Raw genomic sequence first — 13,023 nt, 5'->3', positions numbered from 1 at the left:
GTAAGAATGCATATCAGGCTCGCTTCGACTAGATGGATGCCGGGCCGCTGATCATGACCTCGTACATGCCGCTGGCATTCCGTGGCCCCTGCACGCGGACGATGATGCGATAGTTGATGGCAAGTTGTTCCGGGCTGGTTTGTGTGACTTCGTAATCGCAGTTGGTCTTGATGCTCTTCAGGTCGTTCAGAACCGGATTGGCATTGCACTGGCGTTCGATGTAGTACTGAACGCGGTATTTCCCGTTGTCGACGGCCGGATCGCAGGAATTGTTTTCTTCGTCGCGGCACTGGACGTTCGCCCAGTTGATCGAGGTGGGAACGCCGAGCGAGTCACGACTGGCCTGACGGATGCTGAAATAGCGATTTGCCTGGTCGGCGTTGCCGCCGTCGGCCGCCACGATGGTTGAAAGATTATTGGTCGCGTCAGTAATGCCGCGATCCGACGCGTGCGTTGCGGCTTGCTTGAAGGCGAAATTGCCGGAGATGAGGTTGCTCGTGTCCATGGACCTGACTATGGCAATCGTTCCGAGCGTCAAAACGATGAGGACGACGAGCGTGACAAGCAGAACAATTCCCGATTCCCTGTTTCGGCACCGGTCTGAGCGCATCAGTAATTCCATAGCACGTTCCTTAGCGGGATCACGGATTGATAGACGCGATAGCGATAATTCCGCCATGATTTCCCGCTGACGACGGGCACCGCCGTGAGATTGATCACGGGACTGTCGGCATCCTGAAACGCGCACGGGCCGGTATTGGCGACGCCAGCCTGATTGGTGCATGCCGAGGTTACTTCGGACAAGGCGGCTTCCGGACTGCGGCCGACGACTGCGATGCGAATTGCGCGGATGCGCGGCACGTCGGCGGCGCCGGGATTGCTCCATGCGGTATCGGACGCATTGACCCATTGCGTGACCACGTCGCTGTTGATATTGTCGCTGATGCCATACTGGGCCTTGATCATCACGATGTTGCTGACCCAGGGCGTGGCGTTGGTGAATGACACCGGCGATCCGTTGCAGCTTGCCGTTGAAGTCGCGGCATGGGAAACCAGCGAATTGCAAAGCACTTCATAGGTGTCGTTGTGGAAGGTGCCGATGCGCGAAATGACGGCAGGGCCGATTACGCTACCCGACGTTTCGTATCCGTAGTTCGGCGCGTCGGTGAACGCGTTATTGGGATTGGACGGGTTATAAGGTCCGGCGATGCCGGAGTTGTGCTGAACGTCGACGCAACTCGATGTAATGTTGTTGCAGTTGCCGCCGCCGGGTGGAAATCCCGTGACCTGGAAAAGTGTGCAAGGACGATCAATATCCGGAACGCCGACGACGGCGAGCTCGCCATCCGCCAGGCTGCCCGCATTCCCGACCGTGAAGTTGGCAGAGGTGTTGGGCATGTTGTCGACCAGGTGGCTGATGGAATGACCGCCGGTCGCGCTGCCGTAGGTGAAGGTGACCTTGTCTGAGCCCGTGCTACCGCCGTCGGTAATCTTCACCGGCATCAGCACGCTGCCATTCAGTAGGGTCGCTCCGTTGTAATAGACATTGATTCGGCCGCAAATCAGCCTGCCGTTGTAAAAGAGGCCGGTCCCGGCGAGCCTTCCGATGCGCTCCATCACGTTGAGCGCGGCCTGCCCGCTCTCCTTGGCATCATTCCCCGAGACTGCGGTACGACGCTGCAAGCCCATGGTGCCCATTGTGCTGACCACAACGAGTGTCACAATCAATCCGACGGCAATGCCGACCATCAGCTCGGCCAGGGAAAAACCGCTTTGGCGAGCGCTATGAACGTTCGGATTCGGGAGGGTGGGAGCTGTCGTCATGTTTATTGCCACTGCATTTGAGTGGTGACGATATGCTTGTGCTGGGTGCCGTTGGTCGGCTTCCAGCAAAGCGCGATCACGACAACGTTATTGCTGGTGTCGACCGTAATCTGCTGCTTCGCGCTGTCCGCGCCGGGAAGAGTGGCATTGACCTCGGCAAGCCAATCCGTGACGGCGGCGTCGCTGGAGTCACTGCCGGAGGGAGAGCAGGGTGTACCGCTGGAACGATGTGCGAAGCTGGCAGCGGATGCTGGCGACGAAACGGCAAGCCGCCCGATCAACTGGTTTGCGAGAAGGGCAGCATCGGCGCGGTACTTCGCGTCGGTATTCAGGCTGATCGCGTTTGCTTGCATGCTGACAAGACCAAGGATGCCGAAGGAGAAGATCAGGATGGCGACGAGTGTCTCAAGCAACATCAAGCCGCTTTGCTTTCGCCCCGGGATTGTCGCTTGCATTAGCATATCCTCGGATCATTGGTGATTGTGATTGCCGGGCTGCACATGCGAATCTGGCCTGCCGCGGAAATATCGATGCGCAGGTTGTCGCCGCTAGAGATGGCGGCAGACGGAGCAACGGTCACTCTCGTCAGATTGCCGCCGGTGCTGTAGTTGAAAACTTCACCCATCGGGGTGAACGTCAATGACGTTTGACCATTCAGGCTCGTTACCTGAAGATTTCGGCCAGCCTCGTTCGCCGGTCGGGTTTGAATGTTACTTGCGGGGCTTACGGTGGCGACTGTCCAGCCGGTGCCGCTGTTGAGGGTGAACGACACGTTCGTATTGCGCCGGATTGCTTCGGTCCGCGCCAGTTGCAGGCCGCTCAGGATGCCTTCGGCGCCGGTTCTTACCTGATTATTGGCGACCATCAGGCTGAAGCTGGGAGCGGCCAATGCCGAGAGGACCGACAGGATCCCGACGACGACCAGCAGCTCCACCAGGCTGAAGCCGGCCGCGCGGACAATGTTGCGCAAGGACTTCAGCACGACTCGCTCGCCACCGAAAGCCAGCAGTTTTTCGGCAAGCCGCTGGCACCGGGAAAGTTGGTAGTCGTGCGGACGTTGTCTTGGTCGATCGTGAATGCAAAACCGGTCATCGCATTTTTCCCTGTTGCAGTGATCACGAAGCTTTGGCCTGCGGTACCGCTTCCAAAGTTGCAACTGAAATCGAACATGTCGCCGCTGAGTGTTCCGATACTGTTGCCGCAGGCGCTGCTGGTTGATCCATAGGTACGGTTGTCCTGGTAATACTGTTCAAGTTGAACCCGACTGGTTGACAATTGACTCGTGGCCTCGACTAGTCGTCCCTTGATCACATGCTGCGTGTATGACGGATACGCGATGACAGCAAGAATGCCCACGATCGCGACAGCCACCAGAAGCTCGATAAGTGTAAAACCGTGATTTTTCATCTAGTGGGTATTTCCTTAGCGCAGCGTAGGTGTTACAGATAGTTGCAATACAGGTATTCTGGATGAAAGTACCACCTGGAAATAGTGGAGTCAATGTTGCAAAAATGAAATCTTTTGCGGCCAAATCATGCTCTCAGGCATAGTTGTACCCGTGATTGCGAGTGGGAAGCTGTCGCGAAGGGAGTGGATCTTCCCCAAGGATCCGTTTAGAGGGATCTCTCGATTTTTTTGGGCTGCTCTGCTCTGCGGTGGCCCGGTGGCGATTTGAGATGTTGCCTGGGTTCGCCATGGTGCCGGAGCGCACCATGGCGGTCGCACTTACTGATTCAGCAATGCGTTGATCTGCACCAGATCTTCTTCTTTCAAGGTGCCGGCGGCGGATTTCAGGCGCAGGCCGTTGACGATGGTGTCATAGCGTGCCTTGGCAAGATCCTTGCGCGTGGAATACAACTGCTGTTGCGCATTCAACACATCGATATTGATCCGCACGCCGACCTGGTAGCCGAGCCGGTTGGATTCGAGCGCTGACTGGCTCGAGATTTCCGCTGCTTCGAGCGCCTTGACTTGCGCGAGGCCGGCGTTTACGCCGAGGAAAGCCTGGCGTGCGCCTTGGGCGGCGACGCGGCGCGCGTTCTCGAGATCGGAGCGGGCCTTGTCTTCCAGCGCGATCGATTCGCGCACCTTGCTGTCGACCGCAAATCCGGCGAACAAGGGAATCGCCCACTGCACGCCGACGGTATTGGTGTCGGAAACGCTGCCAACCGGGCTGAGCGCACTACCGGTCTGATTGGTGTGGTTGCGGCTGGCGACCAGATCGACCGTGGGGAAGTGGCCGGCGCGAGTGCGCTTGATCTCGCGTTGCGCGATTTCCAGGCCGAGCTGCTGTCCGACGACGCCGTAGTTTTGTTGCTCCGCGCTTTGCACCCATTTGTCGACAACGGCAGGTTCGGGAGCGGTCAATTTCACACCAGGGCGCAATGTTGCCAGGTCGCCGGCGGGTTTGCCGATAATCTGTTGCAGCGCGGTGCGCTTGATTTCGAGATCGTTTTGCGCGGCGAATTCCTGTGCCACCGCCAGATCGTAGCGCGCTTGCGCTTCGTGCGTGTCGGTGATGGTCGTTGTGCCGACTTCGAAATTGCGCTTGGCCGATGCGAGTTGTTCGGTAATCGCGGTCTTCTGTGCTTGCACCGATGCCAGCGCATCCTGCGCGGACAGGACATCGAAGTAGGCTTGCGCAACGCGGACGATCAGGTCCTGCTGCGCCTGCGCGAATTGTGCTTCGCTCACTGCGACGGACAGCTTGCCTTGTTGGTACTGCTCCCAGTTTGCAAGACGAAACAGCGGCTGCGACAGGGATACCGTATAGCCATTGGAATTGAAGTCGCGGGTGGAGGCAATACCACCGGCGGTGGCATCCATGTTGGAGCGGCTATAGCTTCCGCCTACGCCGACCGTCGGAAGCAAGCCCGCGCGCCCTTGTGTCGATTTCTCCTGACCAGCAGTCAGCGATGCGCGCGCGCTGGCGTACGGCGCATCGTTGGCGAGCGCTTCCTGATACACCTGCAGCAGATTGATGGCGTGCGCATTCATTGAGAGGAAAGAGCCGGCAATCAGCGTGGCGATAACGGAATTCCGCATTCAGTTCTCCGATGGAGTCGATCAGACAAGGGTTAATAGGTAGGCATCGAGCCATCGACCTGCAGCGCCCAGGCATGGACGCCGCCGGTCAGGTTGATGACCTGGGTAAAGCCGTTGCGTTCGAGGAAGGACGCAACCGACATGCTGCGCCCGCCATGATGGCAAACGCAGACGATCGGTGCGTCGTCGTCGAGTTCCTGCAGGCGGGCCGGCACCGCGTTCATCGGCATCGGCAGCGAGCCCTCGATGTGGCAAGTCTGGAATTCCCATGGCTCGCGCACATCGAGCAGCACCGGTTTGGCGCGCGATTCATCTGCGAGCCAGGCGGCCAGTTCCGGTGCGGTGATGGTTTGCATGAACAATCCTTAGAACACGAAATGCGACGGCGTCAGTGCTTCGCGCAGCGGCTTGACGTCGGTTTCGAAAATCTTGATGGTGTTGTATGCCGTGTCCGACATGCGCGTAATGATCTGCGCCGACATCGCGGGCGATTCGCCGACGATGGCGAAGATGCGTCCGCCGACCTTGATCTGCTTGAGGAAGGTATCCGGCAATACCGGCAGCGAACCCGAGATCACGATGACGTCGTAGGGAGCGTCGGAGCCGGCATTGGCCCAACCCTGCGCGCCGTTGCCCAAAGCGACTTCAACATTGGCAACACCATAGTCAGCCAGGTTCTTCTGCGCCATGGCTTTGAGGGTCGGGTCGATCTCGACGGTCGTCACAAAACGTCCCTTGTGTGCCAGCAGGGCAGCCATGTAGCCGGAGCCGGCGCCGACTTCGAGAACGGTCTCATGCTTCTTGATCACGAGTTCCTGCAGGATGCGCGCTTCGACTTTCGGCGCAAACATGTGCTCGCCGTTCGGCAGCGGGATCTCGGTGTCGACGAATGCCAGGCTCTTGTAGGCGGGCGGCACAAAGGCTTCGCGCTTGACCACCATCAGCAGGTCGAGAACATCCTGATCGAGGACGTCCCAGGTGCGGATCTGCTGTTCAATCATGTTGAAACGGGCTTGTTCGATATTCATGTCGGCACTCGAGGGTTAATGAAGAAAGACCACATTTTATCAAACAGCATCGTCTTTTTTGCTCTGCAGCACCAGTGTTGCAGGCGCGCCTTGATGCCGGTCAGGTTCGTCGTGGCGCCATTTGTGCCGGACCCACATTGCAAAATCGTCCAGATAGGTATAGATCACCGGCACCACCACCAGCGTCAACAGTGACGAAGTGATAATGCCGCCGATGACCGCCTGTCCCATTGGCGCGCGCTGCTCCGAACCTTCGCCGAGGCCGAACGCCAGCGGTACCATGCCGAACACCATGGCCAGCGTGGTCATCAGGATCGGGCGCAGGCGGACGTGCGCGGCTTCCAGCAATGCGGCAGTGCGGTCGGCGCCCGCCTTGCGCGCCTGGTTGGCAAAGTCCACCAGCAGGATCGCGTTCTTGGTTACCAGGCCCATGAGCATGATGAAGCCGATGATGGAGAACATGTTCAGCGTCGAGCGGAAGAACATCAGCGCCAGGAACACGCCGATCAGTGTCAGCGGCAAGGCCGACATGATCGCCACCGGCTGCAGGAAGCTGGCGAATTGCGACGCCAGGATCATGTAGATGAAGATCACCGCCAGCGCCAGCGCGGACAAGGCATAGCCGAAGGATTCCTGCATGTTCTTGGTGGCGCCGCCCATCTGATAGCGATAGCCCGGCTGCCAGTTCATCCCTTCCAGAACGCGCTTGACGTCGGCACTCACTTCGCCGGCCGAGCGGTTGACCACGTTGGCCGACAGCTCGACCTCGCGGTTGAGATCGCGACGGTTGATCTGATTGGCACCGGTCGCCGGGGTAATGGTGGCGACCTGGCGCAGGGCCACCATCTTCGGCGTGCCGTCGGCGTTGTTCTGCGAGCTGGCGAGCATCAGGCGCGCAAGGTCTTCGGTGTTGTTGCGGTCGGATGGCGCGAGGCGCACCTTGACGTTGTAGTTTTCGTCGTCCGGCGCACGCCAGGTTGTGGTCTCGTCGCCTGCAAGCAGGGGACGCAAGGCGCCGCTGATTTGTGCCACGCCGACGCCGAGATCGGATCCGATATCGCGCTTGGGCTCCACCGAAATTGTCGGTTTCTCAGCCTTCAGGCTGGAGTCGAGATCGACCAGGCCGGGAATCGCGCGCATCTTGTTCATGGCCTCTTCGCTCAGCCTGCTCAGTTCTTTCAGGTCGGTTCCCTGCAGGCTGAGACGAATTTGCTTGTTGTCGCCGCCGACGCCGTCGAGGGAGCCGATGTGCGTTACCGTGATGCCGGCGACCTGCGACAGGCGGTTGCGCAGCGGGACGGCCATTTGCGCGGTGCTGCGCTGGCGCTCCGTGCGCGGTACCAGGCGGATGAAAGTCGTCACATAGTTCTTGCCTTGCGCCGAGCCGGTATTGACCGTGGTGTAGATATCGCGCACCTCCGGGAATTCGCGCAGCACGGCTTCCACCTGGCGCGCCTTGGTTTCCGTGAATTCGAGCGAGGAGCCGACCGGCGTGTAGTAGGTGACGCCGGTTTCCGAATAATCCGCCTGCGGCACGAACTCGGTGCCGATCAGGCCGCTTGCGGGAATCGCAAAGCCGATGAAGAAGGTGGCGACCGCGATGACCAGCGTCATGATGCGGTGCTTGAGCGACCAGTCCAGCAGCGTCTGGTAAGTCCGCGACAGCCATTTCACGAAGCGATCGAAAAGCCCAAGGACACGACCGATGGTGCGGTCGTAGATGCCTTTTCGGTCCCCATGTTCGCCATGCACCGCCGGGTCGGGCCATACCGAGGACAGCATCGGATCGAGCGTGAAGGACACGAACATCGAAATCATTACGGCTGCGACGACAGTGACGCCGAACTGATGGAAGAAGCGCCCGATGATGCCGCCCATGAAGCCCACCGGCAGGAACACCGCGACGATCGAAAAGGTGGTTGCCAGTACCGCCAGGCCGATTTCTGCGGTGCCGTCGAGCGCGGCGGTCTTGTGGTCCTTGAACCTGCCATGGACTTTCATGCCGGCATGACGCACGATGTTTTCACGCACCACGATGGCATCGTCGATCAGCAGGCCGACGCAGAGCGACAGCGCCATCAGCGTGATCATGTTGATGGTGAAGCCAAAGATGTACATGAACAGGAAGGTGCCGATGATCGCCACGGGCAAGGTCAGGCCGGTGATGACGGTCGAGCGCCAGGAATTGAGGAACAGGAACACGATCAGGATGGTCAGTCCGGCGCCTTCGATCATGGTGCGGCGCACGTTGTCGACGCCGACGCGGATCTGGCGCGAGCTGTCCTGGATGACGTCGATCTTGACGCCGGGATAGAGCGCGTTCATGCGCGGTTCCAGTTCCTTCAGCGCAGTCTTGATGCCGTCGACCACGTCGATGGTGTTTTCGCCCTGCGCTTTCAATACGGTCAGCGCCAGGGTGCGCTGGCCGTTGTACAGCGCCAGGTTTTCCTGCTCTTCCTGGCCATCGACCACGGTCGCGATCTGCGACAGCGTGACCGGCTGGCCGCCGCGGCGCGCCACGATGATGCGGCCGAAGTCTTGCGGATTCTTGATCTTGCCCTGGATCTGCACCACTTTTTCATCGGCTGTCGAACGGATGGCGCCGGCCGGCAATTCCTGGTTTTCACTGCGCAAGGCGTTCATCACCTGATCGATGCCGACGCCGAGCGCTTCCATTTCGCCCGGCTTCACATAGATCTGGATTTCGCGTGCGACGCCGCCCACCAGTGCGACGGAGCCGACGCCACGCACGTTTTCGAGGCGTTTCTTGACTACCTGATCGGCGATCGTGGTCAGGTCGCGCAGGTCGCGGTGCTTGATCTTGTCATTATTGGTCACCGAGATGGCAATGATCGGCCGGTCCGCCGGGTCATAGCGCATCACGCGCGGTTCCTTGACCTCCTTGCGGAACACGGTTTTCACCATCGCAACCTTTTCGCGCACATCCTGCGCGGCCATCGCAGGGTCGATGGTCAGATCGAATTCGATGATGACGACCGAGCTGCCCTCATACGAGCGGGAGAACAGGTTCTTGATGCCGTTGATGGTATTGACCGACTCTTCCACCTTGCGGGTGATGTCGGACTCGACGGTCTCGGGCGATGCGCCGGGATAGTCGGTTTGTACCACGACCACCGGGAAGGTCACGTCCGGGAACTGGTCGACGCGCAGGCGCTGGTAGGAAAACAAACCCAGCACGATGAACGCCGCCATCATCATGGTTGCGAGGACCGGGTTGCCGATACTGATGCGGGTGAACCACATGCTTAGGATTTCCTTTGCGTTGCGACGCGCGCCTTGATTGACGGATTCGTCATGCGGGCAGGGAGCTTATTCGAGGTTGCCTGCGGCCGCATGCCTACTGGGCTGCAGCCTTGCTGCTGTTTGTGACTGCGGGATTGCCGGCCTGCGCAAACTTGACTGTCGTGCCGACGCGCAAACTGCCGAGATTCGTTTTCACGATCTGTGCGCCGCGTGACAGGCCGTCGGCGATTTCGACTGCCGCGCCATCGCCGTCATCGCCGCGCATGCCGAGCGTCACCGGTTTGCGCACCAGCTTGCTGTTCTCGATGGCATACACGAAGGTGTTGCCGGCTTCGGTCTGAATCGCCGATTGCGGCACGCTCAGCACGCCGGCTTTCTTTGCGATCGTCAGTTGTGCTTCGCCGAACATGCCAACGCGCAAGGCGCCTTGCGGATTGTCGATCTGGACGTAGACCATGATGGAACGCGAGCCTGCCTGGGTTGCGGGATTGATGCGCACGACCTTGCCGGCGATCGGCTTGGGCATGCCTTCCACCCGCACCTGGACTTCTTGTCCGAGAGCCACATGCATGATGTCGCCGGCGGGCACCGCGGCTTCCATTTCCATCTGGTTCAGATCGACTACGTCGAGCAGCCGGTTGTCGGCGGAGACTTTCTCTCCCGGTTGCACCGTGCGGCTGCTGACCAATCCCGAAATGGGCGCGCGGATGATGGTATCGGCCAGCGCTTTTTGCGCCACATCGAGCGCACCTTTGGCCGATTCCACATTTGCGCGTGCGATGTCGAACTGGCTTTCCGCGTTGTCAAATGCCGTTTTCGAAATGAAGCCCTTGTCGAGCAAGGCTTTGTTGTTGTCGCGTGTCTTGGTGGCGATTTCGAGTTGGCCTCGTGCGGCTTGCAGTGCGCCCTTGGCCTGGTCCACGCGTGCCTGGTAGTCGCTCACGTCCATCTTGATCAGTATCTGGCCGGTCTTGACGGCTTCGCCTTCGCGCACCAGCACCTCGCGCACTTCGCCCGGCACCTTGGCCTTGACGCTGGCCTGGTTGACCGCACGCAGCGAGCCGGACAGCGGCAACAGTTGCCGCAGCTCGCGCTCGTTGACCTGGGTGACGTCGGAGGGCAGGAATTCCATGAACGTCACCGTGGGCTCCGAGGCAGGAATCACCGGCGCCTTGTTCTGCTTCTTCAGCATGGCTGCGGCGACGCCCGCCGCCAGCAGGCAGGCAACGAGAATGATCCAGAAGGAACGGCGTTTTAGCATGGCAGATCCATTCATTGCGGAATTGCCGAACGGTCGCTCAGCAATCCGTTCAGGAGCAAGTCGATAAAACTGTTCAAATAGGCTTCGGGCTGCAGCGGATCGACGCGACAGGCATTGAACGAGTGTTTCCACATCATCAGCATCAGCATCGGTGCGCAGACCACATTCATCGCCTGGTTCACGTCGATGGAGCGAAATTCACCGCGCTCGATGCCGCGCTCCAGCATGCTTACAATCATCGCATTGCCACGCGAGATGACTTCTTCGAAGTAGAACTGCGCGACTTCCGGGAAATTGCTGGACTCGGCCATCATCAACTTGGCAATGCCTGACAGCTTGGTGCTGCCGATGCGTTCCCACCATCCAAGAATGATCTCGCGGAACAGGTCGGCGGTGGATCCTTCAAAATTCTCGACCGTATCTTCCGCTTCTCCCAGAACCGGCACCATGTTTTCCCTCACGACTGCCTTGAAGAGCTCTTCCTTGTTGGCAAAGTACAGGTACAGAGTTCCCTTGGAGACACCGGCGCGTGCCGCAACATCATCCAGGCGGGTCGCGGAATAGCCGCGCTCTACAAATAGGTCGAGCGCCGCAGCGAGCAATTCTTGCGGACGTGCTTCTTTACGCCGTTCCCAGCGCTTCTTGAAAGGACAGTTCATGGCGGATGGCTGGAACCAAATAACTTACTAACGAGTCAGTAATATAAGCGCCTATGCCTGCACCGTCAAGCGGCGCGACCATCCCATCCAGCAAAAATATGCCACGCAGCTCTGTTGCAAAACAGCCAGAAACAGCTCCGGGTAGCCGGTAGAATCGGCGCATTGCCGTTGCCAATCCATGCTTTACCTTATGAACAACTTTTCCTGCCGCAGCGGATGCGGCGCCTGCTGCATTGCTCCCTCGATATCTTCGCCCATACCGGGAATGCCGAATGGCAAACCGGCCGGGGTTCGTTGCGCACAACTCAATGCGCTTAACCAGTGCATGATTTTCGGCAAACCGGAACGCCCCGCGGTGTGCGAAAGTCTACAGCCATCATTGGAGATGTGCGGCGACACGCGCGAGCATGCGCTGCAATATCTGTCGCTGCTCGACAAACTGACCTCATGACTGAAGGAAACGCGATGAAATTGCGCGCTGTCTGGTTTGCAATGATTGTCACGGCATTTTTGGCGTCCTGCGCATCGATGCTCGGTCCCCGCGACGTGGAAATTCCGCTGGCACGCCTGCAAGAGGCGGTTGCCAACCGTTTTCCGTTCAATAACCGCTATCTCGAATTGCTGGACATCCGCCTGACCAATCCGCACGTCGCCTTGCAGCCGGATTCCAATCGCATCCTGACCAGCATGGATGCGTCGATCGCGCCGCCGCTGACCAACCGGTCGTGGGCCGGCAATTTCGCGGTATCGGGCCAGTTGAAATTCGATCCCTCGCGCAATGCGCTCGTCCTCGGCGATCCGCGCGTGGAAACCTTCAACGTGAGCGGGCTGGATCCCTTGTACGCGAACCAGATCGCGAAAGTCGGCCGCCTGCTTGCCGAGGAGTTGTTGAAAGATATACCGCTTTACACATTGCGCCCGGGCGATTTGCACTACGCCGGCACGAGCATGATTCCGACAAAAATCACGACCAAAGCAAACGCGCTCGTGGTAACCTTTGAGCCCGCCAGATAAGCGCTCGGCGCTTGCATCGCGCGTTCAGCCGCGACCCGCCCGGCCTTGGTACCGGCGGGTTTTTTTATTGAATCGACCACCACGCAAACATGGATTTCGCACTTGCGCTCAAAGCGCTCATCATGGGCATCGTCGAAGGCTTGACGGAGTTCCTTCCCATTTCGTCCACCGGACATCTGATTCTGGCCGGCAGCCTGCTCAACTTCACTGGCGAAAAGGTCAAGGTATTCGAGATCGCGATTCAGGCGGGCGCCATGCTGTCGGTCTGCTGGGAATATCGGGTACGGATTGCGAACGTCCTCACCGGTCTGTTCAGCGATGCCAAGGCGCAGCGTTTTGCCATCAACCTGATTGTTGCCTTTCTGCCCGCCGCCGCGCTTGGCTTCCTTTTCAACAAAAAGATCAAGGCGGTATTGTTTTCGCCGGTGCCAGTGGCACTCGCCTTTGTCGTCGGCGGCCTGATCATCCTGTGGGTGGAACGCAGACACAGGATCAAGCCGGTCGAAAGCCGCGTGCAATCGGTCGATGACATGACGGCACTCGATGCCTTCAAGGTGGGTTGCGCGCAAGCGTTCGCCTTGATTCCCGGCACCAGCCGGTCCGGAGCGACCATCATCGGCGGCATGCTGTTCGGCCTGTCGCGCAAGGCGGCCACCGAATTCTCTTTCTTCCTGGCGATCCCGACCTTGTTCGCGGCGACGATTTATTCCGTGTACAAGGAACGCGCATTGCTGTCGGCGGCCGACCTGCCGTGGTTCGGCATCGGTGCGATTTCCGCCTTCATTTCGGCCTTCCTGTGCGTGCGCTGGCTGCTGCGCTACATCAGCTCGCACGACTTCAGCGCCTTTGCCTGGTATCGGATCGTGTTTGGCTTTGTCATCATCGCGACGGCGTACAGCGGCATGGTGGCATGGGTGGATTAGAATAC

At 59.3% G+C, this 13,023-nt stretch carries 14 protein-coding genes; 3 read left to right on the top strand and 11 right to left on the bottom strand.

Going from position 1 to position 13,023, the window contains the following annotated elements:
* Positions 1 to 28: 28 nt before the first annotated feature.
* From E6W33_RS23725 to E6W33_RS23675, 11 genes are all read right to left on the bottom strand, one after another.
* Positions 29 to 505 carry a hypothetical protein gene (locus E6W33_RS23725; protein ID WP_136419847.1) on the bottom strand — a complete coding sequence of 159 codons (477 nt, stop codon included), beginning with the start codon at positions 503 to 505 and terminating at the stop codon, positions 29 to 31.
* Between the two features lie 104 nt (positions 506 to 609).
* A complete protein-coding gene (locus tag E6W33_RS23720; protein ID WP_136419866.1) occupies positions 610 to 1,824 on the bottom strand; it encodes a PilW family protein in 1,215 nt (404 codons plus the stop codon).
* A 2-nt stretch (positions 1,825 to 1,826) separates the two neighbouring features.
* A complete protein-coding gene (pilV, locus tag E6W33_RS23715) occupies positions 1,827 to 2,279 on the bottom strand; it encodes a type IV pilus modification protein PilV (RefSeq protein ID WP_168798739.1) in 453 nt (150 codons plus the stop codon).
* Complete coding sequence (locus E6W33_RS23710) at positions 2,279 to 2,806, bottom strand: GspH/FimT family pseudopilin (protein WP_168798738.1); 528 nt, start codon at positions 2,804 to 2,806, stop codon at positions 2,279 to 2,281. The genes pilV and E6W33_RS23710 overlap by 1 nt, the downstream gene beginning before the upstream one ends.
* A complete protein-coding gene (locus E6W33_RS23705) occupies positions 2,800 to 3,231 on the bottom strand; it encodes a type IV pilin protein (protein WP_136419844.1) in 432 nt (143 codons plus the stop codon). The genes E6W33_RS23710 and E6W33_RS23705 overlap by 7 nt, the downstream gene beginning before the upstream one ends.
* A gap of 318 nt (positions 3,232 to 3,549) precedes the next feature.
* Complete coding sequence (locus E6W33_RS23700; RefSeq protein WP_136419843.1) at positions 3,550 to 4,869, bottom strand: TolC family outer membrane protein; 1,320 nt, start codon at positions 4,867 to 4,869, stop codon at positions 3,550 to 3,552.
* Positions 4,870 to 4,901: 32 nt separating this feature from the next.
* A complete protein-coding gene (locus E6W33_RS23695; protein WP_136419842.1) occupies positions 4,902 to 5,225 on the bottom strand; it encodes a rhodanese-like domain-containing protein in 324 nt (107 codons plus the stop codon).
* Between the two features lie 9 nt (positions 5,226 to 5,234).
* Positions 5,235 to 5,897 carry a protein-L-isoaspartate O-methyltransferase gene (locus E6W33_RS23690; RefSeq protein ID WP_136419841.1) on the bottom strand — a complete coding sequence of 221 codons (663 nt, stop codon included), beginning with the start codon at positions 5,895 to 5,897 and terminating at the stop codon, positions 5,235 to 5,237.
* Between the two features lie 39 nt (positions 5,898 to 5,936).
* Positions 5,937 to 9,161 (bottom strand): efflux RND transporter permease subunit, encoded by a 3,225-nt coding sequence (locus E6W33_RS23685; RefSeq protein ID WP_136419840.1) that lies wholly within the window; start codon positions 9,159 to 9,161, stop codon positions 5,937 to 5,939.
* A 94-nt stretch (positions 9,162 to 9,255) separates the two neighbouring features.
* Positions 9,256 to 10,422, bottom strand: coding sequence for an efflux RND transporter periplasmic adaptor subunit (locus tag E6W33_RS23680; RefSeq protein ID WP_247869762.1), 1,167 nt, complete (start codon positions 10,420 to 10,422; stop codon positions 9,256 to 9,258).
* Between the two features lie 11 nt (positions 10,423 to 10,433).
* Positions 10,434 to 11,081 (bottom strand): TetR/AcrR family transcriptional regulator, encoded by a 648-nt coding sequence (locus tag E6W33_RS23675; protein ID WP_136419838.1) that lies wholly within the window; start codon positions 11,079 to 11,081, stop codon positions 10,434 to 10,436.
* 190 nt (positions 11,082 to 11,271) lie between these two features.
* On the opposite strand from E6W33_RS23675, the gene E6W33_RS23670 reads away from it, so the two are divergent.
* The 3 genes from E6W33_RS23670 (at position 11,272) to E6W33_RS23660 (ending at position 13,018) form a co-directional block, all read left to right on the top strand.
* Positions 11,272 to 11,532 carry a YkgJ family cysteine cluster protein gene (locus E6W33_RS23670; RefSeq protein WP_136419837.1) on the top strand — a complete coding sequence of 87 codons (261 nt, stop codon included), beginning with the start codon at positions 11,272 to 11,274 and terminating at the stop codon, positions 11,530 to 11,532.
* A gap of 14 nt (positions 11,533 to 11,546) precedes the next feature.
* Complete coding sequence (locus tag E6W33_RS23665; protein WP_247869761.1) at positions 11,547 to 12,095, top strand: DUF1439 domain-containing protein; 549 nt, start codon at positions 11,547 to 11,549, stop codon at positions 12,093 to 12,095.
* An 89-nt stretch (positions 12,096 to 12,184) separates the two neighbouring features.
* Entirely contained in the window at positions 12,185 to 13,018 is an 834-nt protein-coding gene (locus tag E6W33_RS23660; protein WP_136419836.1) for an undecaprenyl-diphosphate phosphatase, read from the top strand.
* Positions 13,019 to 13,023 lie beyond the last annotated feature (5 nt).

The sequence above is a fragment of the Herbaspirillum sp. ST 5-3 genome (genome assembly GCF_004804275.1).
Taxonomy (GTDB): Bacteria; Pseudomonadota; Gammaproteobacteria; order Burkholderiales; family Burkholderiaceae_D; genus Noviherbaspirillum.
Note: the sequence above shows the minus strand (reverse complement) of the source record. Positions and strands in the feature narration are given on the sequence as shown.